This window comes from Candidatus Sulfotelmatobacter sp. (assembly GCA_035504415.1).
Taxonomy (GTDB): Bacteria; Vulcanimicrobiota; Vulcanimicrobiia; order Vulcanimicrobiales; family Vulcanimicrobiaceae; genus Vulcanimicrobium.
This window is the reverse complement of record DATJRY010000010.1, coordinates 98,163-117,670: the sequence shown is the minus strand read 5'-3', so window position 1 is coordinate 117,670 and position 19,508 is coordinate 98,163. Positions and strand designations below refer to the sequence as shown.

Annotated in this window: 22 protein-coding genes; 9 read left to right on the top strand and 13 right to left on the bottom strand. The window is 71.2% G+C overall.

Annotated elements, in window-relative coordinates; genetic code table 11:
- Position 1 precedes the first annotated feature (1 nt).
- The 9 genes from queA to VMD91_05395 form a co-directional block, all read right to left on the bottom strand.
- Positions 2 to 1,078 (bottom strand): tRNA preQ1(34) S-adenosylmethionine ribosyltransferase-isomerase QueA, encoded by a 1,077-nt coding sequence (queA, locus tag VMD91_05435; GenBank protein HTW83497.1) that lies wholly within the window; start codon positions 1,076 to 1,078, stop codon positions 2 to 4.
- Between the two features lie 4 nt (positions 1,079 to 1,082).
- On the bottom strand, positions 1,083 to 1,427 hold the full coding sequence (locus VMD91_05430) for a PilZ domain-containing protein (GenBank protein ID HTW83496.1): 345 nt from the start codon (positions 1,425 to 1,427) through the stop codon (positions 1,083 to 1,085).
- Positions 1,420 to 2,415 carry a SpoIID/LytB domain-containing protein gene (locus VMD91_05425; protein ID HTW83495.1) on the bottom strand — a complete coding sequence of 332 codons (996 nt, stop codon included), beginning with the start codon at positions 2,413 to 2,415 and terminating at the stop codon, positions 1,420 to 1,422. The genes VMD91_05430 and VMD91_05425 overlap by 8 nt, the downstream gene beginning before the upstream one ends.
- Positions 2,412 to 3,497 carry a Holliday junction branch migration DNA helicase RuvB gene (gene ruvB / locus VMD91_05420; protein HTW83494.1) on the bottom strand — a complete coding sequence of 362 codons (1,086 nt, stop codon included), beginning with the start codon at positions 3,495 to 3,497 and terminating at the stop codon, positions 2,412 to 2,414. The genes VMD91_05425 and ruvB overlap by 4 nt, the downstream gene beginning before the upstream one ends.
- 126 nt (positions 3,498 to 3,623) lie before the next feature.
- Positions 3,624 to 4,256 (bottom strand): Holliday junction branch migration protein RuvA, encoded by a 633-nt coding sequence (gene ruvA / locus VMD91_05415; GenBank protein ID HTW83493.1) that lies wholly within the window; start codon positions 4,254 to 4,256, stop codon positions 3,624 to 3,626.
- Between the two features lie 45 nt (positions 4,257 to 4,301).
- A complete protein-coding gene (locus VMD91_05410) occupies positions 4,302 to 4,850 on the bottom strand; it encodes a crossover junction endodeoxyribonuclease RuvC (GenBank protein ID HTW83492.1) in 549 nt (182 codons plus the stop codon).
- Entirely contained in the window at positions 4,847 to 6,970 is a 2,124-nt protein-coding gene (pknB, locus tag VMD91_05405; protein ID HTW83491.1) for a Stk1 family PASTA domain-containing Ser/Thr kinase, read from the bottom strand. The genes VMD91_05410 and pknB overlap by 4 nt, the downstream gene beginning before the upstream one ends.
- 13 nt (positions 6,971 to 6,983) lie before the next feature.
- Positions 6,984 to 8,378, bottom strand: coding sequence for a penicillin-binding protein 2 (locus tag VMD91_05400; GenBank protein ID HTW83490.1), 1,395 nt, complete (start codon positions 8,376 to 8,378; stop codon positions 6,984 to 6,986).
- The gene (locus VMD91_05395; GenBank protein HTW83489.1) at positions 8,375 to 9,136 is read right to left on the bottom strand and encodes a hypothetical protein; all 762 of its coding nucleotides are present in this window, start codon (positions 9,134 to 9,136) and stop codon (positions 8,375 to 8,377) included. The genes VMD91_05400 and VMD91_05395 overlap by 4 nt, the downstream gene beginning before the upstream one ends.
- A 113-nt stretch (positions 9,137 to 9,249) precedes the next feature.
- On the opposite strand from VMD91_05395, the gene modA reads away from it, so the two are divergent.
- The 3 genes from modA to VMD91_05380 all read left to right on the top strand — a co-directional run bounded on the left by modA (position 9,250) and on the right by VMD91_05380 (position 10,955).
- Positions 9,250 to 10,032 carry a molybdate ABC transporter substrate-binding protein gene (gene modA, locus VMD91_05390; protein HTW83488.1) on the top strand — a complete coding sequence of 261 codons (783 nt, stop codon included), beginning with the start codon at positions 9,250 to 9,252 and terminating at the stop codon, positions 10,030 to 10,032.
- 6 nt (positions 10,033 to 10,038) lie between these two features.
- Positions 10,039 to 10,413, top strand: coding sequence for a LysR family transcriptional regulator (locus VMD91_05385; protein HTW83487.1), 375 nt, complete (start codon positions 10,039 to 10,041; stop codon positions 10,411 to 10,413).
- Between the two features lie 128 nt (positions 10,414 to 10,541).
- Entirely contained in the window at positions 10,542 to 10,955 is a 414-nt protein-coding gene (locus VMD91_05380; protein ID HTW83486.1) for a hypothetical protein, read from the top strand.
- 12 nt (positions 10,956 to 10,967) lie between these two features.
- Here VMD91_05380 and VMD91_05375 read toward each other — a convergent pair whose 3' ends face one another.
- Positions 10,968 to 11,978 carry a TRAP transporter substrate-binding protein gene (locus tag VMD91_05375; GenBank protein ID HTW83485.1) on the bottom strand — a complete coding sequence of 337 codons (1,011 nt, stop codon included), beginning with the start codon at positions 11,976 to 11,978 and terminating at the stop codon, positions 10,968 to 10,970.
- 73 nt (positions 11,979 to 12,051) lie between these two features.
- On the opposite strand from VMD91_05375, the gene VMD91_05370 reads away from it, so the two are divergent.
- Entirely contained in the window at positions 12,052 to 13,257 is a 1,206-nt protein-coding gene (locus VMD91_05370; protein HTW83484.1) for a CoA transferase, read from the top strand.
- A complete protein-coding gene (locus tag VMD91_05365; protein HTW83483.1) occupies positions 13,254 to 14,024 on the top strand; it encodes an enoyl-CoA hydratase in 771 nt (256 codons plus the stop codon). Before VMD91_05370 ends, VMD91_05365 begins: the two co-directional genes overlap by 4 nt.
- Before the next feature lie 25 nt (positions 14,025 to 14,049).
- On the opposite strand, the gene VMD91_05360 is transcribed toward VMD91_05365, so the two are convergent.
- The 3 genes from VMD91_05360 to VMD91_05350 form a co-directional block, all read right to left on the bottom strand.
- On the bottom strand, positions 14,050 to 14,820 hold the full coding sequence (locus tag VMD91_05360; protein HTW83482.1) for a hypothetical protein: 771 nt from the start codon (positions 14,818 to 14,820) through the stop codon (positions 14,050 to 14,052).
- 71 nt (positions 14,821 to 14,891) lie between these two features.
- Positions 14,892 to 15,341, bottom strand: coding sequence for a D-aminoacyl-tRNA deacylase (gene dtd / locus VMD91_05355; GenBank protein ID HTW83481.1), 450 nt, complete (start codon positions 15,339 to 15,341; stop codon positions 14,892 to 14,894).
- Positions 15,338 to 16,609: a hydroxyacid-oxoacid transhydrogenase gene (locus tag VMD91_05350; protein ID HTW83480.1), complete on the bottom strand. Its 1,272-nt coding sequence runs from the start codon at positions 16,607 to 16,609 to the stop codon at positions 15,338 to 15,340. The genes dtd and VMD91_05350 overlap by 4 nt, the downstream gene beginning before the upstream one ends.
- Positions 16,610 to 16,626: 17 nt before the next feature.
- Between VMD91_05350 and VMD91_05345 the strand changes: the two genes are divergently transcribed.
- From VMD91_05345 to VMD91_05330, 4 genes are all read left to right on the top strand, one after another.
- Entirely contained in the window at positions 16,627 to 17,379 is a 753-nt protein-coding gene (locus VMD91_05345; GenBank protein HTW83479.1) for an ABC transporter ATP-binding protein, read from the top strand.
- Positions 17,379 to 18,071: an ABC transporter ATP-binding protein gene (locus tag VMD91_05340; protein HTW83478.1), complete on the top strand. Its 693-nt coding sequence runs from the start codon at positions 17,379 to 17,381 to the stop codon at positions 18,069 to 18,071. Before VMD91_05345 ends, VMD91_05340 begins: the two co-directional genes overlap by 1 nt.
- 67 nt (positions 18,072 to 18,138) lie before the next feature.
- The gene (locus VMD91_05335) at positions 18,139 to 18,342 is read left to right on the top strand and encodes a hypothetical protein (protein HTW83477.1); all 204 of its coding nucleotides are present in this window, start codon (positions 18,139 to 18,141) and stop codon (positions 18,340 to 18,342) included.
- Positions 18,343 to 18,437: 95 nt separating this feature from the next.
- Positions 18,438 to 19,508, top strand: coding sequence for a PHB depolymerase family esterase (locus VMD91_05330; protein ID HTW83476.1), 1,071 nt, complete (start codon positions 18,438 to 18,440; stop codon positions 19,506 to 19,508).

Here is a 19,508-nt window from a genome sequence, read left to right as displayed (position 1 = left end):
GCTAGGCGTTTTCCCCGTCGCGTTCGACCAGCATGGCGTCCCCGAATGAAAAGAAGCGGTAATGATCGGCGATCGCGGCCCGATATGCGGCCCGCACGCGCGCGTAGCCGCCGAACGCCGCCACCAAGACCAGCAGCGTCGAGCGCGGCAGATGGAAGTTCGTGAGCAAAACGTCAACCACGCGAAACGGGAAGCCGGGCGTGACGAACAGCGCCGTCTCGCCCTCGCCGGCCGGCGGGAGACCGCTCTCCACGGCGGCGCCTTCCAACGCGCGCAGAACGGTGGTGCCCGCCGCGATCACGCGGCGTCCCTCGCGCTTCGCGTCGGCGACCGCGCGCGCCGTCTCGGCCGGGATCGCGTAGCGCTCGGCGTGCATCACGTGCTCGTCGATGCCGGCGCCGCTCATCGGCCGAAACGTCCCGATGCCGACGTCCAGGACGAGCGGCGCGAGCACCACGCCGCGCGCGCGCAGCGCGGCGAGGATCTCGGGGGTGAAGTGCAGCGACGCCGTCGGCGCCGCGACGCTGCCGGGCACCCGCGCGAACACCGTCTGGTAGCGCGCCTCGCGCGCCGCGTCGCCCGGGCCGACGTACGGCGGCAGCGGGACCTCGCCGTGCGCCTCGAGCAGCGCCCCGACCTCGACCCCCTCGTCGAAGCGGACGACCCGCGGGCCGTCCGGCAATACCGCGACGACCTGGGCGCCGGCTTCGCCGATCCGCAACCGCACGCCGGCCCGGACCCGCCGTCCCGGCTTGACCAGCGCCAGCCACTCGCGGGCCGAGGGATCGAACGCGGCGTGCGCGTGCGGGCGCAGCAGCAGCAACTCCACGGCGCCCCCGCCCTCGCGCTCGCCGCGCAGGCGCGCGCGCACGACCCGCGTCTCGTTGAGCACCAGCACGTCGCCCGCGCGCAGCAGCGTGGGGAACGCCGCGAACGTCGCGTGCTCGAGGCTGCCGTCGGCGCGCAGCACCAGCAGCCGCGCCGCTTCACGCCGGTCGGCGGGCTGGCGCGCGATCAGCGCGTCGGGCAGCGCGTAGTCGTATGCGGCGACCTCGCGCGGCCCGTCCTCGGCCGCCACCGGGCTACGAGGTCGGAACGCGCTGGCGCTCGATGTCGAGAAACGACTGCAGGCGCTTGCGGTCCTCGTCGTCGACGTCGACGAACTGGATGCCGCACTGGAACGTGTCGCGCTCGAAGGCGCGAATCCAGCGCACCTCGCCGCGCAAGGTGAGCATCGGCGCGCGCTTCATCTGAAACGTGTAGCGCGTCCCCTTGGGCAAGTACTGGTCCGAGATCAGCCGCATCCCGGTCACGCTCAGGTCGGCGATGGCACCGCGGAACAGCGTGAACGAGAGCTTGTCCTCGACGACGACGTCGATGAACTTGCGTAGGCGGACGCTTCCGTCGGATCGTTTTTCCTCAGGCACCGTTCACCGACGTACCCGGAAAATAGAACGCCAAGATCTGTGCCGCCGACGCGCCCGCGGCGGCGCAATATCGCGCTCCCCACTGGCAGAGGCCGACACCATGTCCACGGCCGGACCCTTCGATGACCAGGCGCGCCCCCGCCTGCGTACCGTCGACGCGAACGGTGCGCACCCAACTGCTGCGCACGACATCGCCGCCGACCGCGCGGCGGAACTCTTCGATCGAGAGCGTCGCGTCGCGCGCGCCTTCGAGCGTCACGCTGGTCGGCCGGCCGGTGTCGTCGGGCGCGCCCAGCGCCGCCCCGACCAGGCTGCCGCCGATGCGATCGCCCACGCTCGCCAAGACGCGCTCGACCGGCGCGGTCCGGCTCCAGCGATAGTCGGGTGCCGGAACGCAGTACGGGTCGGCGACGCCGCGCAGGTACGGGATCGCGCTGTGGCCCCAGATCGCGGCGACGTCGGCGGTATGGCCGCCGCAGCAGGCCGAATAGAAGATCGCGGCCGGGCCGCCCGCGTAGCCCAGCACCTGTCCGGTGGTCGCCTGCACGGCGGCGGTGGCGGCCGGCGCTTCCGCGTCGACGCCACCCCAACGCTGGTCGCCCTCGTCGGCGGTGACGTCCCACGGCCGGGAGAGCGTCCGGTGCGCGAGCGCGTAGGTCCGGGCCACGATCGCCTGCGCCTGGAGCGCCGCCGCCGGCCAGCTCGGCGAGAGCTCGAGCGGGACGACCCCGAGCAGGTACTGGTCGACGTCCAGCGCGGTCACCAGACCCAGCCGGTCTCCATTCACCGGGACGGTCGAGGGCGCGCCACGCCAACGCCGGCCCCCGAAGGCGAAGGTCCCGTCCGGGTAGAGCGTGGGCTGCTCGCCGCGCAGATCGCTCGCGACCAGCACCCGGATCTGCGTGCCGTCGGGCTCCCACACGTCCAGGCCGCCGGTCGCGACGACCCCGGCGCCCAGCAGCTGCAGGAAGCCCAGCCGATCGATCACAGCAGCCGCGGCTGGCTGCCGCCGCGCGGCGCGATCCCCAGGTGCGCCAGCGCCGCCGGCGTCGTCTTGCGGCCGCTGGCGGTACGCTGCACGAAGCCGATCTTGAGCAGGTACGGCTCGACGACGTCCTCGAGCGTTTCGAGGTCCTCGGTCAGGGTCGCGGCGATCGCGTTGATCCCGACCGGGCCGCCGCCGTACTGCTGCGCGATCGTCTCCAAGTACGCCCGATCCAGGCGGTCCAGACCGGCCGTGTCGACGCCTTCGCGGCGCAGCGCTTCGTCGGCGACGGCCGCGGTGACGACGCCGTCGGCGCGCACCTCGGCGAAGTCGCGCACCCGGCGCAACAGGCGGTTCGCGATGCGCGGCGTGCCGCGGCTGCGCGCGGCGATCGTGTGCGCGCCGGCGGGCTCGATCGCGATCCCGAGCACGCGCGCGCTGCGCTCGACGATCGCCTGCAGCTCGGCCGGCTCGTAGTACGCCAGGTGGTGCACGATCCCGAAGCGGTCGCGCAGCGGCGCCGAGAGCATCCCGGCTCGCGTCGTCGCGCCGACCAGGGTGAAGCGTTTGAGCGGCAGCTTCAACGTCTTCGCGTACGCGCCGCGATCGACGACGAAGTCGATCTGGAAGTCCTCCATGGCCGGGTAGAGATACTCTTCGACGACCGTGCCGAGGCGATGGATCTCGTCGATGAACAGCACGTCGCCCGGCTCGAGCGCGGTCAGGATGCCGACCAGGTCCTTCGGCTTCTCGAGGGTGGGCCCCGAGGTCGGGCGCAGCGTGCCGCCGGTCGCGCGCGCGATCAAGTTCGCCAGCGTCGTCTTGCCCAGCCCCGGCGGTCCGGAGAACAGCACGTGCTCGAGCGGTTCGCCGCGCCGTGCCGCCGCGTCGATCGCGATGCGCAGGTTCTCGACCAGTTGCGTCTGCCCGACATAGTCCTCGAACGTGCGCGGCCGCAGCGTCGCGCCGTAGACCTCGTCTTCGAGGCTCGCGTCGGCACCGACTACACGTTCGGCGACGTCTTCTTCTTGGTTTTCGAATGATGCCGGCGTTGCGTCTGTAGGCCCGACGACCTTTCTGCGCACAGGGCGCTCCGCCCCAGGCTCCGCGCCCCCCACGCTACGCGTGGGTCCCCCAGCCGGAGCGCGCGCTCACGAATGTCACCGGGGGACATTCCCCGAGGGCGCGCGCAACACCACCCTGCCTGCCGCTCATGCGGTGATTCCGGCGGCGTGGCGTTGGCGGTAGATCTCGGCCAGCAGCGTCTCGGCGTCGGCGATCTGCGGCGCGCGCTCGAGCGTCTGCGCGATCATCGCCTCGGCCTCGGCGCGCTTGTAGGCCAGCTGCAGCAACACCGCCAGCGCTTCGCCCGCGAACTCCGGCATCGGCGGCGCGTCGGGGACGGCACGTGCGGGCGCGTCTTGGATCAGCAAGAAGCGCGCGACCTTGCCCTGCAGCTTGGCGACGATGTCGCGCGCCTTCTGCTGCCCGATCCCCGGCAGCGTCTTGAGGAAGACGTGGTCGCCTTCGTCGATCGCGCGCGCGATGCGCGCCATCGGCGCGGAGAACGCGCGCGCCGCCGACTTCGGTCCGATCGACGCGACCGAGAGCAGCGCCTCGAAGAACTCGCGCTCGATCCCGTTGCTGAAGCCGAAGAACGTGAACCGGCCGGCGTTGCCGTCGAGCGCGAAGTGTGGGAAGATCTCGAGCGTCGTCTCACCGCTCGCGGGCACCTTGGCGGCGACGCTGGGCGGCACGGTAACGTCGTAGACCAGGCCGCCGACGTCGATGCGCACGAGCTCGCCCGTCTGTTCGAGAACGGTGCCGGTTATTCTAGAGAACATGGTGTTGGGGGGCGCCCTCGGGGAATTGCGCTTCGCCGCAATTCGTCAAGCGCCCCGTAGCGCGGGGGGCCCGCGCCGAAGGCGTGGGGGGCGCGGAGCCTGGGGCGGAGCGCCTTCAAACCGGAACGCGAACGCGATCGCCAAGGCCAACGCGTCCGAGACGTCGTTGGGACGCGGGGGCGCGGTCAGGCCGAGCAGCTGGACGACCATGCCGCTGACTTGGGACTTGCGGGCGGCGCCGCTGCCGGCGAGGGCGCGCTTCACCATGGCGTGGGCCAACGCGTGGACGGCGACCCCGTGCGCGCCGGCCGCCAGCGCGATCACCCCGCGCGCGTGTCCCATCAGCACGGCCGTCTGCGGGTGGGCGTAGTCGGTCCACAGCTCTTCGATCACCACGCAGGCCGGCCGGACGGCGCGCAGCACCTCGACGATCCCGTCGTGCAGCTGCAGCAGCCGTTGCTCGAGGGGCAGCCCCGGGTCGGGCTGGACGACCCCGCCCTCGACCAGCCGCAGGCCGGCCGGCCCGGCCTCGATCGCGCCGTAGCCGGTGGTACGCAGTCCCGGATCGATCCCCAGGATCACCCGGCCGCTCATCGCGGCTGCTGCTGGTCCTGGTTTTGCTGCTGCTGCGGCTGCTGCCCGGGAGCGCCGGGCGTCGCGGCTTGGAACACGGTCAGGTTCACCGACTCACCGGGGCGCAGCGAGCTGTTGGCCTCGGGCTCGGTCCGCACGACTTGGCCGGGCTGGCCGGTGCCGTCGGTGGTGTAGGCGATGTTGCCGATCTGGTAGCCTTGCGCGCGCAGCGCGCGCTCCGCGTCGGCCAGCGGCATCCCGGTCACGTCGGGGACGCTGCCGGGTACGTTGACGTAGATCGTCACCGCCGAGCCGCGCTTGGCCTGCGTCCCGCCGTCCGGGCTCTGCATCGCGATCTTGCCGTCGGCGTCGGTGGCGTCGACGTTGTAGGCCAGCTGCGGCGAGAACCCGGCGTTGCGCAGCGCCGTCTGCGCCGCGTCGGGATCCTGGCCGACGACGTCGGGGACGGCGACGGCGGTCGGCCCGGTGCTGACGACGACGGTGATCGACGAACGGGGCGGGACCTGCGCGCCGGGCGGCGGCTCTTGCGAGGCGATGACGTTGGCCGGGACGGCGTCGCTGGCGGTCTGCTGGCCGACGGTCAGGCTCAGGCCCTTCGCGCCCAGCCGTTTGCGCGCGTCGTCGAGCGACAGGCTGACCACGCTCGGCACGTCGATCGGCTGCACGCCTTTGGAGACGGTCAGGGTGACGACCTGATCCTCGCGGACCTGGGAGCCGACGTCGGGGTCGAGGCTGACGACTTGGCCGGCCGGGACGGTCGAATCGTAGACGCTCTTGATGCTCGAACGCAGCTTCGCGTTCTGCAGGCTGCGCTGGGCATCGGCGACCGCGAAGCCCTTGACGTCGGGGATGCCGACCTTCGGCAACCCGTCGGAGACGACCAGATTGACCTTGCCGTCGTGCGCCAGCTTCTCGCCCGCCGCCGGCGTCTGGCTGATCACGTGGTCGGGCGGAACCGTCTCGCTGTCGGCATCGGTGATCGTCGACTGCAAGCCGAGGTGGAAGAGTGCCTCGCGCGCCGCGTTGGACTCCTGGCCGGTCAGGTCCGGCACGGCGATGTTCGGGACCGGGCCGAACATGCCGCCGCGCGCGATGAAGAACCCGAGCGCGATCGTCAGCAGCAACAGGATCGGCATGACGACCCAGCGGCGGTCGAACCCCTGCGTCTCGACGACCTCGATGCCGTGCGCCGGCGTCGCGGAGCGGTCGGGCGATTGCGAGGCGCGCGGCGGCGGCGGCTTGGGCGGCCGGCCGAGCGGTGCTTCCGGCATGACGAACTCGCCGCCGCCCTGCGGGCGCTCGCGCGCCTCACGCAGCGCGCTGGCCAGCTCGGTCGCCGACGAGAAACGCTCGTCGGGGCGCTTGCGCAGCAGCCGTGCGACGATCGCCGTCAGCGCCGGGCTGACGCCGGTCGCGCGCGGATCGATCGGCGGCGCGGGTTCGGCCACGTGCTTGAGGGCGACCGCGACCGGCGTGTCGCCGGTGAACGGCAGCGTTCCGGTCAGCATCTGGTAGATCACGACGCCCAGCGCGTAGAGGTCGCTGCGCTCGTCGAGCTCGTGGTTCTGCGCCTGCTCGGGCGAAAGGTACGCGACGCTGCCCATCACCATGCCGGGCTGCGTGACGCCCATCGTGTGCTCCGAGACGGCGCGCGCGATGCCGAAGTCGCTCAGCTTGACGACGTCGTCGGTGGTGACCAGGATGTTGGCCGGCTTGACGTCGCGATGCAGCAGGCCCTGGCGGTGCGCATAGGCCAGGCCGCTCGCGACCTGGATCGCGTAGTCGATCGCGACCGGTTCGGGCAGGACGTGCTCGTCGCGCAACAGGTCGGCCAGCGTCACGCCGTCGACCAGCTCCATCACGATGTAGTAGGCGTTGTTCTCCTGCCCGAAGTCGTAGATGTTGACGATGTTCGGGTGCGAGAGCTTGGCCGCGGCTTGCGCCTCGTACGAGAAGCGCTTGACGAAGTCGTCGTCGGAGGCGTATTGGTCGCGCAGCACCTTGATCGCGACGCGCCGCCGCAGCAGCGTATCCGTCCCGACGTACACGATGGCCATCCCCCCGTTGCCGAGGAGCCCGTCGACGCGATAGCGGTTGTTCAGAAGCTGTTCTTGTTGCACGGGGAGGTGGCTGCTAGCTTCGCGACCGGCTCAGCGCGACCCGCAGGACGTCGCGCGCGACCGGCGCCGCGTAGGTTCCACCGTACCCCACGTTCTCGATCACGACCGCGACCGCGACGCGCGGGTGGCCGGCCGGCGCGAAGGCCACGAACCAAGCGTGAGAGGCGCCGTGCGGGTTGGTCGCGGTGCCGGTCTTGCCGGCGACGACCACGTTCGGCAGCTGCGCGGCCGTGCCGGTCCCGCGCTTGACGACCTGGATCATCAGATCGCGGACCTCGTTCGCGACGTCGGTGTCGATCGGCGTGGCCAGCGGCGCCGGCTGCACCGCCAGCGAGGTCTCGGCGCCGGCGATGCGGCGCACGATGTACGGCCGCGGCGTCGTGCCGCCGTTGGCGATGGTGGCGCCGATCAGCGCCATGCGCATCGGCGTGACGAGCAGGGAGGCTTGGCCGAAGCCGAGCTGCGCCAGCACGCCGGGCTGCAGCTCGGCGCGGGTGGGGATGCGGTCGCGCACGACCGGCAGGTCGAACTCGACGCTCTTGCCCAGCCCCCACTTGGCGGCGTCGGCCAGCCAGTTGTCGACGCCGATCTTGAGCGCGATCTGCGCGAAGTCGACGTTCGAGGAGAGGGCGAACGCGCCGGCCAGGTCTTGCGTGCCGGTGCGCTCTTCCTCGTCGTCGTGGATCGTCGCGTTGCCGATCGTGAAGTAGCCCGGATCCTCGAAGGTCGACTGCGGCGTCACGACGCCGTTCTGCAGCGCGCTGGCGGCGGTGAAGATCTTGAAGGTCGAGCCGGGCGGATACAGACCGTTGGTCGAGCGGTCCAGCAGCGGCGCCGCCGGATCGTCGACCAGACTCTTCCAGCGCGCGTCGAGCCGGTTGGGGTCGTAGGAGGGGATCGACGCCAGCGCCAGCACCGCGCCGGTGCGCGGATCGAGCACGATCCCGGCGGCGCGGTGGAAGCGCGCCAGGCCGGCGACCAGCGCGCGCTGCGTGGGCAGATCGAGCGTCGTGACGACGTCCGCGCCGCGCGGTGTGCCGCCGCGACCGCTGAACATCTCGCGCAGCTGATCGATCGGGTCGTCGGACTTGCGGTGCGCGGTCAGGTCGGCGTCGAACGCGCCCTCGATCCCGGTCGTGCCGTAGCGCGGCGAGGCGTAGCCGACCGCTTGCGCGACCAGCGCGCCGAGCGGATAGGTGCGCCGGTTGCCGTGACTGACGGCCAGCGGGGTCCCGTCCGAGGCCAGGATCGAGCCGCGCCCGACCGCGATCGCCGTCGTGCGCGGATTGTAGCGGCTCTCGGCCAGCTGCGGGCCGCTGACGACCTGCAGCCATACCTGCCGGAGTGCGAGCAGCGCGAACAGGGCGAGGAATAGGACGCCCAGCCGCGCGATCGCCCGGTCGGTCAAGCCTCCTCGCTCGCCGCGGCCGCGGGCCGCTCGCGCAAGAGCGTGTAGCCGGTGGCGCCCGTGCGCACCGCCAGATACGCGCCGCCGCCGGCACCGGCGGCGATGACCTCGTTGATCAAGCGGTGCGCCAGCTCGTCGTCGACGCCGTCGATCGCGAGCACCGCGTCGACGCCGACCTCCTCGAGCAGCGGGCCGGCGACGTACGCTGCGCGCGGCAGCGTTTCGAACAAACGCTCCTCGTACGGTTCCTCGCGCCACGGTCCGCGCTTCCCGAACACGCTGGCGTGATAGTCCCACGCGCACAAGCGCCGCTCGTTCCACACGAAGTCGTCGCGCACGCAGGTGCGACGGCAGATCGCGCACTGCGCGAGCGCCTCGGCCGGCCGGCCGAGCGCGTCGAGGATGTCTTCCGGGACGTCGTCGGCGTTGACGACCGTCTCGTCGCTCAAGGTTTCCGGCACGGCGGCCTGCCAACCGACGCGCGCCAACAGCTCGAGCTCGCGCAGCGACGAAACGAACGAGCGCTCGTCCGACGGCTCGAAGGTCTGATCGGTCCACGCGGCCAGGTTGTCGGCCGCGATCCCGACGCGCTGCCATGCCTCGCCGAGCACGACGCCGATCGGCGTCCATGCCAGCGGCACCAGCCATGCCGTCACCTGACGGTTTTCCGCCACCAGGCTCGCGGTGAAGGCGAGCGTACTCGCGTTGCCGCCCAGCACGAAAGCGCGGGCGGCGGGCTCGTCGGGACGCTCGTTCATCGGCCCTGGCGTACGGCACCCGGCGCAAACGCTCCCGCTGGAAGGGCCACCGCGCGCGCGGCATGCGTTATGTTCCGGCGGATATCGCGTGGGGGCGTCGAAGGCGGCGCGCCATGAAGAGATCCTCCGCACTCGTCGCCGCGCTCGCGGCGATCGTGACGCTCGGCGCGCCGGCGACCGCCGCGCCCGGCTCGATCACCGTCTTCGCCGCCGCGTCGCTGAAAGAAGCATTCGACGCCGCGGCGCCCGCCTTCACCAAAGCCACCGGCGTGAGCGTGACGTTCTCGTACGGCGGCTCCGACACGCTCGCGACGCAGATTCGTCAAGGCGCGCCGGCCGACGTCTTCGCCTCCGCCAACGAGAAACAGATGGCGGCCGTGGCCGCCGCGGGACTCCTGGCCGCGCCGGCGCGCACCTTCGTGCGCAACCGGCTCGTGCTGATCGTCCCCAAGGCGAATCCGGCCCACATCACCGGCCTGGCCGATTTGGCGCACCCCGGCGTCAAAGTCGTGTTGGCCGCGCCGACGGTCCCGGTCGGCAGCTACGCGCGCACCTCGTTCACCACCGTCGCCGGCAAGCCGGGCTATCCGGCCGACTTCGCCGCCGCCGTCGCCAAGAACGTCGTCTCCGAGGAGATCGACGTCAAGGCCGTCGCGACCAAGATCGCGCTGGGCGAAGGCGACGTCGGCATCGTCTACCTGACCGACGTGACGCCCGCGCTGGCGCCGCAGGTGACGATGATCCCGTATCCGCCGGGCGCTTCGCCCGACGCGGTCTATCCGATCGCGGCCCTCAAGGCCGCGCCGAACCCGTCCGGCGCGAAGGCGTTCGTCGCGTTCGTCCTCGCTCCCGAGGGACAGCGCTTCTTGCACGACCGCGGCTTCGCCGCTCCGTAGCGCCTCGTGGCACGGCTGACGATCCGCGTCGTCTTCGGGGAAGCCGCCGCCGTGGGGCCGGGGAAGATCGCGCTGCTCGAGGCGATCGCCGAGTCGGGCTCGATCTCGGCCGCCGGTCGCGCGCTCAAGATGTCCTACCGGCGTGCCTGGACCCTGGTCGAGGAGCTCAACGCGCTCTTCCGCACGCCGCTCGTGCGCGCTCGGCCGGGCGGCGCGCAGGGCGGCGGCGCGCAGGTGACCGCGCTGGGCAAGCTGGTGGTGCGCGAGTATCGCGCCCTCGAAGCGCTCCTGCGCGAGGACGGGCAGCCCCACGTCGCGGCGCTCGAGCACGCCGTGCGGCGGGCCCGCCGCGGATCCGTCGTTATATCTCGTCGGACATAACGGAGGACCTGCCGACGGCCGCGGGGAACCGCACCACCGGACCGCCCTCGTACGCCCTCCCTGAGCGTCCGAGGGCGGTGCTGCGTTTGGCGGCAGGGCACGCTCGCGCGCATCGGCAAGCGTGCGCGATGGAACCCATCGCCGAGCACGTGCACACGCACGCGGACGGGACGACGCATCGTCATCCGCACGATCGCACCGATCCCGACCACCGTCCGCGGCGCGGCAAGATGGGACCGACCCGCTCGACGCGGTTGCCCGCCGAGCTCGACGCATGGCTCGAGTCGCGGCTGCTCGTGCATCGCGACCGCTCGGTCAGCGAGATCTTGCTCGAGCTGATCCACGGCGGACTGCGTTTGCGCGAGGGCTACATGGCCGTGCACCGCCGCGTGCTGGAAGACCTCGCGGCCGGCGAGCCGGCGCGCTACCAGACCTATCGCGGCTGTCTGCTCGACACGTTCGGTCCGGCGTACGTGGCCCACCTCGATCGCTGGCTCGAGGCGGACGGCGTCGTCGCGCGCAGCGCGGCGACGACGCCCTGATCGCCGGCGGCGTCAGCCGAGCTTGCCGCTGTACTCCTCGAGCAGTCCCCACGCCGTCGGCCCGAACTCGTCCTTCCAGCGGCCGTAGAACGCGCCCAGCTTGGCGCGCAAGCCTTCCCGGTCGACCTCGTTGATCGCCATCCCCTGCGAGCGGAGCTTGCCGGCCAAGCTGTTGTTGTAGTTGACGACGGCCGTGCGCTGCTTTTGCGCGGCCAGGCGCGCGTTCTTGCTCACGATCGCCTGTACGTCGGGCGGCAGGCCCTTCCAGACGTCGGCGTTGCCCATCAGCCAATAGCCGCTCCACATGTGCGCCGACATGCTCAGGTACTTCTGCACCTCGTAGAAGCGCGCGAACTCGATGTTGAGCAGTGGGTTCTCCTGTCCGTCGACGACGTGCGTCTGCAGCGAGGTGTAGAGCTCGCTGAAGTTGATCGGCGTCGGCGCCGCGCCCAGTGATTTGAACAGATCCAGATACAGGCGGCCTTCGGGCGTGCGAATCTTGAAGCCCGACAGGTCGGCGGCGTTCTTGACCGGATGCGTGGAGGAGGTGATGTTCCGCATCCCGTTCTCCCAGATCAGGTCGAACGCGAAGAGCCCTTTGCTCGCGATGTCGTTGCGGATGTACGCGCCCAGCTTGCCGTCGAAGGCCTGGAAGGCTTGAGCCGAGTCCTTGAACGCGAAGCCGACGCCCTGGATCGCGGCGACCGGCACGACGGAGGCCAGGATCGCGCCGTCGAGCGTCATGAACTGCAGCGCGCCCGAGCGCATCTGCTGCAGCATCGCGGTATCGCCGCCCAGCTGGTTGTTGGGGAAGGTCTGGACGTCGAGCTTGCCGCCGGTCTCCGCGCGCACCGTGTCCCACAGGTTCTTCATCGCGACGCTGAGCGGATGGTCGACCGGCTGATTCGTGCCCGCCTTGTACGTCCATTGCGCCGCGCGCGCGGGGCTGCGCACGACGGCGATCGAGGCGAACGCCGCCGCCGACGACGTGATGAATGCACCGCGCGTGGTCTTGCCTTGCATCTCTGGCCTCCCCGATGAGCTCGGTATAATGTGCACCAAGGAGTAGCGTCTCGCCGAAGAAATCTCCTCCGCCATGCCCACGACGAGCCTTCCCCCGCTGCACGGCCTCCGGGTGGTCGAGGTCGGCAACTTCATGGCGGTCCCGTTTTGCGGGATGCAGCTGGCCGATCTCGGTGCAGATGTGGTGAAGGTCGAGAACCCGCACGGCGGCGACCTGACGCGCGCGACCGGCCCGTTCGTCGCGGGCGAGAGCTCGAACTTCGTGCGGCTCAACCGCAACAAGCGCAGCCTCGCGCTCGACTTGAAGGCGCAGGCCGGCAAGGACGTGTTCCGCCGGCTCGCGGCGCGCGCCGACGTCGTGATCGAGAACCTGCGGCCCGGCACGATGCGCGATCTGGGGCTCGACGAGCCGGTGCTGCGAGCCGGCAATCCCGGCTTGATCTACTGCGCTGCCTCGGGCTTCGGCGCCGACGGTCCGTACGCGGATCGACCGGGGCTCGACATCATCGCGCAGGGAATGTCCGGTCTCATGAGCATCACCGGCGAACCCGGTCGGCCCCCGGTCAAGGTCGGCGTTCCGATCGCGGACCTGACCTGCGGCTTGTACGCGACGATCGCCGTCCTGGCGGCGCTGCGCGCGCGCGAGCGCGACGGCCGCGGACAGTCGATCGACGTCTCGCTGCTCGAGTCGGCCGTCTCGTTCGCGGTCTGGGAGGCCGGACGCTGGTTCGCGACCGGCGAGGTCCCGCAGCCGACGGGCTCGGCGCATCAGTCGATCGCGCCGTACCAAGCCGTGCGGGCCGCCGACGGGTTCTTCACCTTCGGCGCCAACACGCAGGCGCACTGGTTGCGCGTGTGCGAGGTCTTCGGGGTGCCCGCGCTCGCCGACGACGCGCGCTTCGCCGACAACCAGCAGCGGGTGGCGCATCGCGACGCGCTGATCGCCGCGCTCGAAGCGGTGACCGTGACGCGGCCGGTCGAGGACTGGATCGCGGCGCTGACGCAGGCCGGGATCCCGTGCGGACCGATCTGGAGCTACGACCGCGTGTTCACCGATCCACACCTGCAGCAACGCGGGTTCTTCAGCGACGCGCCGCATCCGACGCTCGGCGCGGTGCGGCAGATCGGCTCGCCGCTGCGTCTGAGCGAAACGCCGCCGCGGATCGAGCGTGCGGGACCGCTCTTGGGAGCGGACTCGCTGGCGGTCTTGCGCGAGCTGGGCTTCGCGGACGGTGAGCTGGACGCGCTGGCCGCCGCCGGCGTGACGGTGCAGGCGTGATTCGGGTCGAGCACGACGGCGAGGGGATCGCGACCGTCACCATCGACAACCTGGCCGCGCGCAACGCGATGACGTTCGCGATGTGGGACGCGCTGCGCGACCACGCGCGCGCACTCGACGCCGATCCGAGCGTGCGGGTCGTCGTCATCACCGGGGCGGGCGGCGCGGCGTTCGTCAGCGGGACCGCGATCACCGAGTTCCGCGGCTTCACCGCCGACGACGGCGCCGCGTACGAACGGCGCATGGACGCCGTCATGGAGGCGCTGGAAGCGATCCGCGTCCCGGTCATCGCGGCGATCGCCGGCGCCTGCACGGGCGGCGGCGTCGCGATCGCCTCGACCTGCGACCTGCGCATCGGCGAGCCGGCGGTACGCATCGGCGTCCCGATCGCGCGCACGCTGGGCAACTGTCTGTCGATCGCCAACCTGGCCCGAGTCGCCGACCTGGTCGGCGTTCCGGCGGCCAAGGCGCTCTTGTTCAGCGCGCGGCTGCTCGACGCGCAGGCGGCCTTGCACGCCGGTCTGTTGAACGAGGTCGTTCTCGACGTCGACGCGCTGCTCCCGCGCGCGCACGAGATCGCGCGCGGGATGCTTGCGCTCGCGCCGCTGACGCTGCGCGCGACGAAGGAGGGCTTTCGCCGCCTGCGCGCCGCGCGCGCGCTGCCCGCCGGCAGCGATCTGATCCGCGCGTGCTACGGCAGCGACGACTTCCGCGAAGGCGTCACGGCCTTTCTCGAAAAGCGCGCGCCGCGCTGGAGCGGCACCTAGCCCGACCGGCAGAGCGAAGGCGGCGTCAAGCGGTGCGGGTGCGCGTGCGCAAGAGGACGATCCCGAAGACCGCCATCAGTGCCAGCACGAGGGCCAAGCTCAGGGCGAGGTCGCCGAACGGCGACTGCCACCCACACAGCTGCGCCGCTTCGTACGCCGCCACCAGCACCGCCAGCGCGCTGACCGTTCCGATCCACAAGCGCATCACCGCGGGAAGCTGCGTGCCGTGGTGCGAGACGAGCCGGTGCACGAGCAGCGAGTCGAGCGTGTCGGTGACGATCATCCCGACCGAGAACGTCGCGCCGACGATCAGCGCGCCGGCGATGCCGGCGTCGGCGCCGAACACGACGGCATACGCGGCGATCTGGCTCGAGGTCTCGAAGCCGAAGCCGAACAACAGCCCGATCGGAATCGCCCACAGCGCGTTCGCACTCTCGCGCCACGCGCGCGGGACGAGCCGCGCGCGCAGGCCGGCCGGCTGCGGCGCGCCGCCGCGCAGCGCGCGCAGGTTCAGCACCGCGACCAGCAGTAGCACGACGATCGAGATCCACGTCCCGACCGTCTCGATCAGCGCGCCGTGCCCGGCCAGGCGCGCGCCCAGCGCGCCCAGCAAGATCGAGATCGCCAGCACCATCACGCTATGGCCGCCGGCGAACAGCGCGCCGACGAAGCGGCTCAGCCGCGGCGTGCGCGGATACGCGTTGCGCGTCACGTTGTCGATCGCGGCCAGGTGATCGGGATCGGCGCCGTGGCGCAGCCCGAGTGCGAAGACGGTGAATGCGGCCGCACCGATCATATCCGCTTCCCCTACGCCACGCGGCGAGCCGGCTGCTGCCGGCGGGCCCGTTTGTCTACGCTGTAGACGGTTCAGAAGCTCCGCTCGGTGTCGATCAGGATCGTGACCGGACCGTCGTTGACGAGCGCGACCGCCATGTCGGCGCCGAAACGGCCGGTCTGAACGGCGATCCCGGCCGCGCGCAAGCCGTCGGCGACCCGCAGGTACAGGCGCTCGGCCGGCTCGCCGCGCGCGGCGGTGATGAACGAGGGCCGGCGGCCTTTGCGCACGTCGCCGAGCAAGGTGAACTGCGAGACCAGCAGCACCGCGCCGCCGACGTCCGCCAGTCCCAGGTTCATCGCGCCCGCGCCGTCGTCGAAGACGCGCAGCCCGGCGACCTTGCTCGCGAGCGCGGCGGCGGCGCGCTCGTCGTCGTCGACGGCGACCCCGACCAGCACCAGCAAGCCGCGTTCGATGCCGGCGATCCGCTCGCCCGCGACGGTGACCGCGGCCTGCGTGACGCGCTGGACGACCGCCCTCACGGAATGCGCAGCGCGTCGGTGAACAGCTCGACCAAATGCTCGCGCTCGACCGGCAAGGGCGCGTTGGCGAGCAGCCGCTGCTGCGCGTACGCGCCCTCGACCAGCGCCGGCACGTCGTTCGGCGCGTAGCCGAGCTCGCGCAAGCTGACCGGCATGACGGTCTTGCGCATCAACGCGATCAGCGCGCCGGCCAGCGCCTCGCCGACCTCGTCGTCGGCCAGGCGTTTGTGGTGCGCGAACATGCCGAGCACGCGTCGATGCTTCTCCGGCGCGGCCGGTGCGGTGAAGCGCACGACGGCCGGCGCGCTCACGATCACCGACATGCCGTGCGGCACCATCGGATGATCGGCATCGTAGCCCATGGGATGGAAGTCGCGCACCAGGCCGGCTACCGCGTACGCCATCCCGTGCGGCACGTGCACGCCGGCGTTGCCGAAGCCGATGCCGGCCAGCGTCGCGGCGTACATGACCTTCTCGCGCGCCTCCTCGTCGCCGGCGTCGACGACCGCGCGTTCCAAGTGCCGCGCCAACAGCTCGAGCGCTTCGACGCAGGCGAGATCGCTGTACGGGTTCGCTCCCTGCGAGAGCGGCCGCGCGAGCGGCGTCGCCGGCCGCACCCGCTGCCGGTAGGGTTTGGCGGTGAACGACTCGAGCGCGTGCGCGAGCACGTCGAAAGCGCTCGAGGCGACGACCCCGGCCGGCAGCGTGCGCGTCGCGTCGGGATCGACCAGCCCGAGCGTCGGCCGCAGGCGGCGCGAGGAGATCCCCGTCTTCACCGCGTGCGCCTCGAAATCGAAGATCGTGATGCCGGTGCACTCGCTGCCCGTCCCCGAGGTCGTCGGGCAGGCGATGTGCGGCGCGAGCGGGCCCGGCACCGCCGCGCCCTCGCCCAGCGGCGCGTTGACGTACCGTTCGAACGGCGCCGGATGGGTCGCGTACAGGTTGGCCGCCTTGGCGGTGTCGATCGTCGAGCCCCCGCCGACCGAGATGTACCCGTCGACCTTGGCGTCGATGGCGAAGGCGGCCGCATCGCGGAACGAGCCGTCGGTCGGCTCAATGCGAACGCGATCGAACAGCGCGACGTCGACGCCGGCCGCGCGCAAGGACGCCAGCGCGCGCGCCGTCAGCTCGAGCTTGGCGACGTTGCGATCGGTGAACAGCGCGACCCGTCGCAGGCCGAGCGCGGCGGCTTCGGCGCCGAGCTCGTCGATCGCCCCGCGACCGAACTTGACTCGCGGGGCTTCGATCTCCAGGACCGTCTCGTGCACGGTGGGAAGTCCCCCTCGTGGCCGAGCCGATCCTCTCGACGCGCAACGTCGTCAAAGTCTACGCGGGCTTCGTTGCGCTCGACGGCGTCTCGCTGGACGTGGCGGCCGGCGCGATCCACGCCGTCATCGGCCCCAACGGCGCCGGCAAGACCACCCTCTTCAACGTCCTCTCGGGGTTCGCACCGGCCACCCGCGGCAGCGTGCGCTTCGGCGGTGAAGAGATCGTGCAGCTCGACCCGGCCGCGATCGCGCGCTTGGGGATGGTGCGCAGCTTCCAGATCAACAGCATCTTCCCGCACCTGACCGTGCTCGACAACGTCAAGCTCTCGCTGCAGGCGAAGACCGCGCTCTCGCGCCGGCTGCTGGCCTCGCCGGGCGTGACCGCGGTCCTCGACGACCCCGCCCGCGCCGCGCTCGACGCGGTCGGCCTGGACGGCGAGCGCGACCGCTTGGCGGTCAATCTGCCCTACGGCCGCAAGCGTTCGCTCGAGCTGGCGATCGCGCTGGCGCAAGAGCCGCGCGTGCTGCTGCTCGACGAGCCGACGGCCGGGATGGGCCTCGAGGACGTCGACGCGACGGTCGCGCTGATTCGCCGCATCGCGCCCGGCCGCACGATCGTGCTGGTCGAGCACAACTTGCAGGTCGTCAACCACCTGTGCGATCGGGTGACCGTCATGCAACGCGGCAAGGTGCTGGTCGAAGGGACGTACGACGAGGTGCGCGCCGACGCGCGCGTGGTGACCGCGTACCTGGGCGCGGGGACGCACTGATGCTGGCGCTGCGCGACGTACAGGCGTACTACGGCGAGTCGCACGTCCTGCACGGCATGACCTTCGAGGTCCGCACCGGCGAGGTGGCGACACTGGTGGGCCGCAACGGCGTCGGCAAGACGACGACGCTGCGCACCATCATGGGGATCCTGCCGCCGCGCAGCGGTACGATCGAGCTCGACGGCGTCTCGCTCACCGATCGCCCGTCCGACCGCATCGCGCGGCTGGGCGTCGGGTACGTGCCCGAAGAGCGGGGCATCTTGGCCAGCCTGAGCGTGCAGGAAAACCTGACCTTGCCGCCCATCGTCGGCGCCGACGGTTGGAGCGTCGAGCGCGTCTACGAGGCCTTCCCGAACCTGCGCGAGCGCGCGCGGGCGCCCGGCACGACGCTCTCGGGCGGCGAGCAGCAGATGCTCGCCATCGCGCGCGTGCTGCGCTCGGGCGCGCGCACGATCTTGCTCGACGAACCGACCGAAGGCCTCGCGCCGGTGATCGTCGAGCGCATCGGCGAGCTGATCCGCACCATGAAGGCCGACGGGATGACCGTCTTGCTGGTCGAGCAGAACGTCCGCTTCGCGACCGGGGTCGCGGACCGCCATCACATCGTCGTTCACGGCCGCGTCGCGCAGACGCTCGACAACGCGGAAGTCGTCGCGCGCGAGCGCGAGCTGCTCGATCTCCTGGGCGTCTGACTGATCCGCGCGCGCCGCGGGCGCCGTACTCCTCGCATCAACACCCTCTCTTCCATCCGAGGACATGATGCGACTCACTCTCGCGGGGCTCGCCCTCGCCGCGCTCCTCACCACGCCGACCGCCGGCTTCGCCGACGCGAGCGCCGGCGCTTCCGCGTGTCGAGCGGCCGATGCGCCGCCGGCGCCCGCGCCGCACGCGATGCGCGAGGCCAACCCGATCGACCCGCTCCTGTATCCCTTCGACCATCAGATGACGACGTACGGCGGCTGAAGGAACTCCGCGTTCCGGCGCGTAGCGCGAAGGTGCCGAAGGATTCGGCGGGGCTTGCCACTCCGACCAGCGTTCATCCACGAAAGGGAGTGGGGATGAGTTCTACGCACCTTCGCGCCGGTATCGCCGCCGTCGCAGCCCTCGCGGGCTTGAGCTTGGCCGCCTGTTCGGGCGGCGCGTCCGGCGGCGCGAACACGCCGACCGCCGCGCTCGACGCGACGCACCAACAGCGCTCCGCGCAAAGCGCGAGCCTGGGCACCTATCACATCAACACGTCGTCGATCATGGTCGCCGGCCTCTCGTCGGGCGCGTTCATGGCCGTCCAGCTCGACTACGCGTACTCGAAGACGTTCAAGGGCTCCGCGATCTTCGCCGGCGGCCCGTACTTCTGCGCCGAGGACAACGAAGATCTCGCCCTCACGCAGTGCACCGACGACTCGCCGACGATCCCGCTGGGCACGATCGAGACCGACTTCAACAACGCCGCCGCTTTCGGGTACGACAACCCGACCTCGAATCTGAACGGCCAGAAGAGCTATCTCTTCTCGGGCACGCAGGACACGACCGTGTACCAGAGCGTGGTGAAGGCGCTCAACACCGAAGACCAGCACTACGGCATCGCGACGACGACCAACTTCACCACCGCCGCCGGCCACGGCTGGGTGACCCCCGACGTCTCGACCGCCTGCGGCACGACCGCCAGCCCGTACCTGATCAACTGCGGCTTCGACGCGGAACAGACGTTCCTCACGCTGCTCTACGGCACGCTGAACGCGCGCAACAACGGGACGCTGACGGGCTCGCTGCTGGAGTTCAACCAGAACCCGTTCGTGGCCGGCGGCGTCGCCGCGACCTACTCGATGGACAGCAACGGCTGGCTGTACGTCCCCGCCGCGTGCGCGAGCGGCACGACCTGCAAGCTGCTGGTCGCGCTGCACGGGTGCGCGCAGAGCTACACCGACGTCGGCAACGCGTTCATCACCAAGTCGGGGCTCAACGAGTGGGCCGACACGAACGACTTGATCGTGCTCTACCCGCAGGCGATCCCGACGTCGTACAACCCCTACGGGTGCTGGGACTGGTGGGGCTACACCGGCTCCGACTATTCGGCGACCGAGGGTATCCAGATGGAAGCCATCGACGGGATGGTCCAACACCTGATCTGA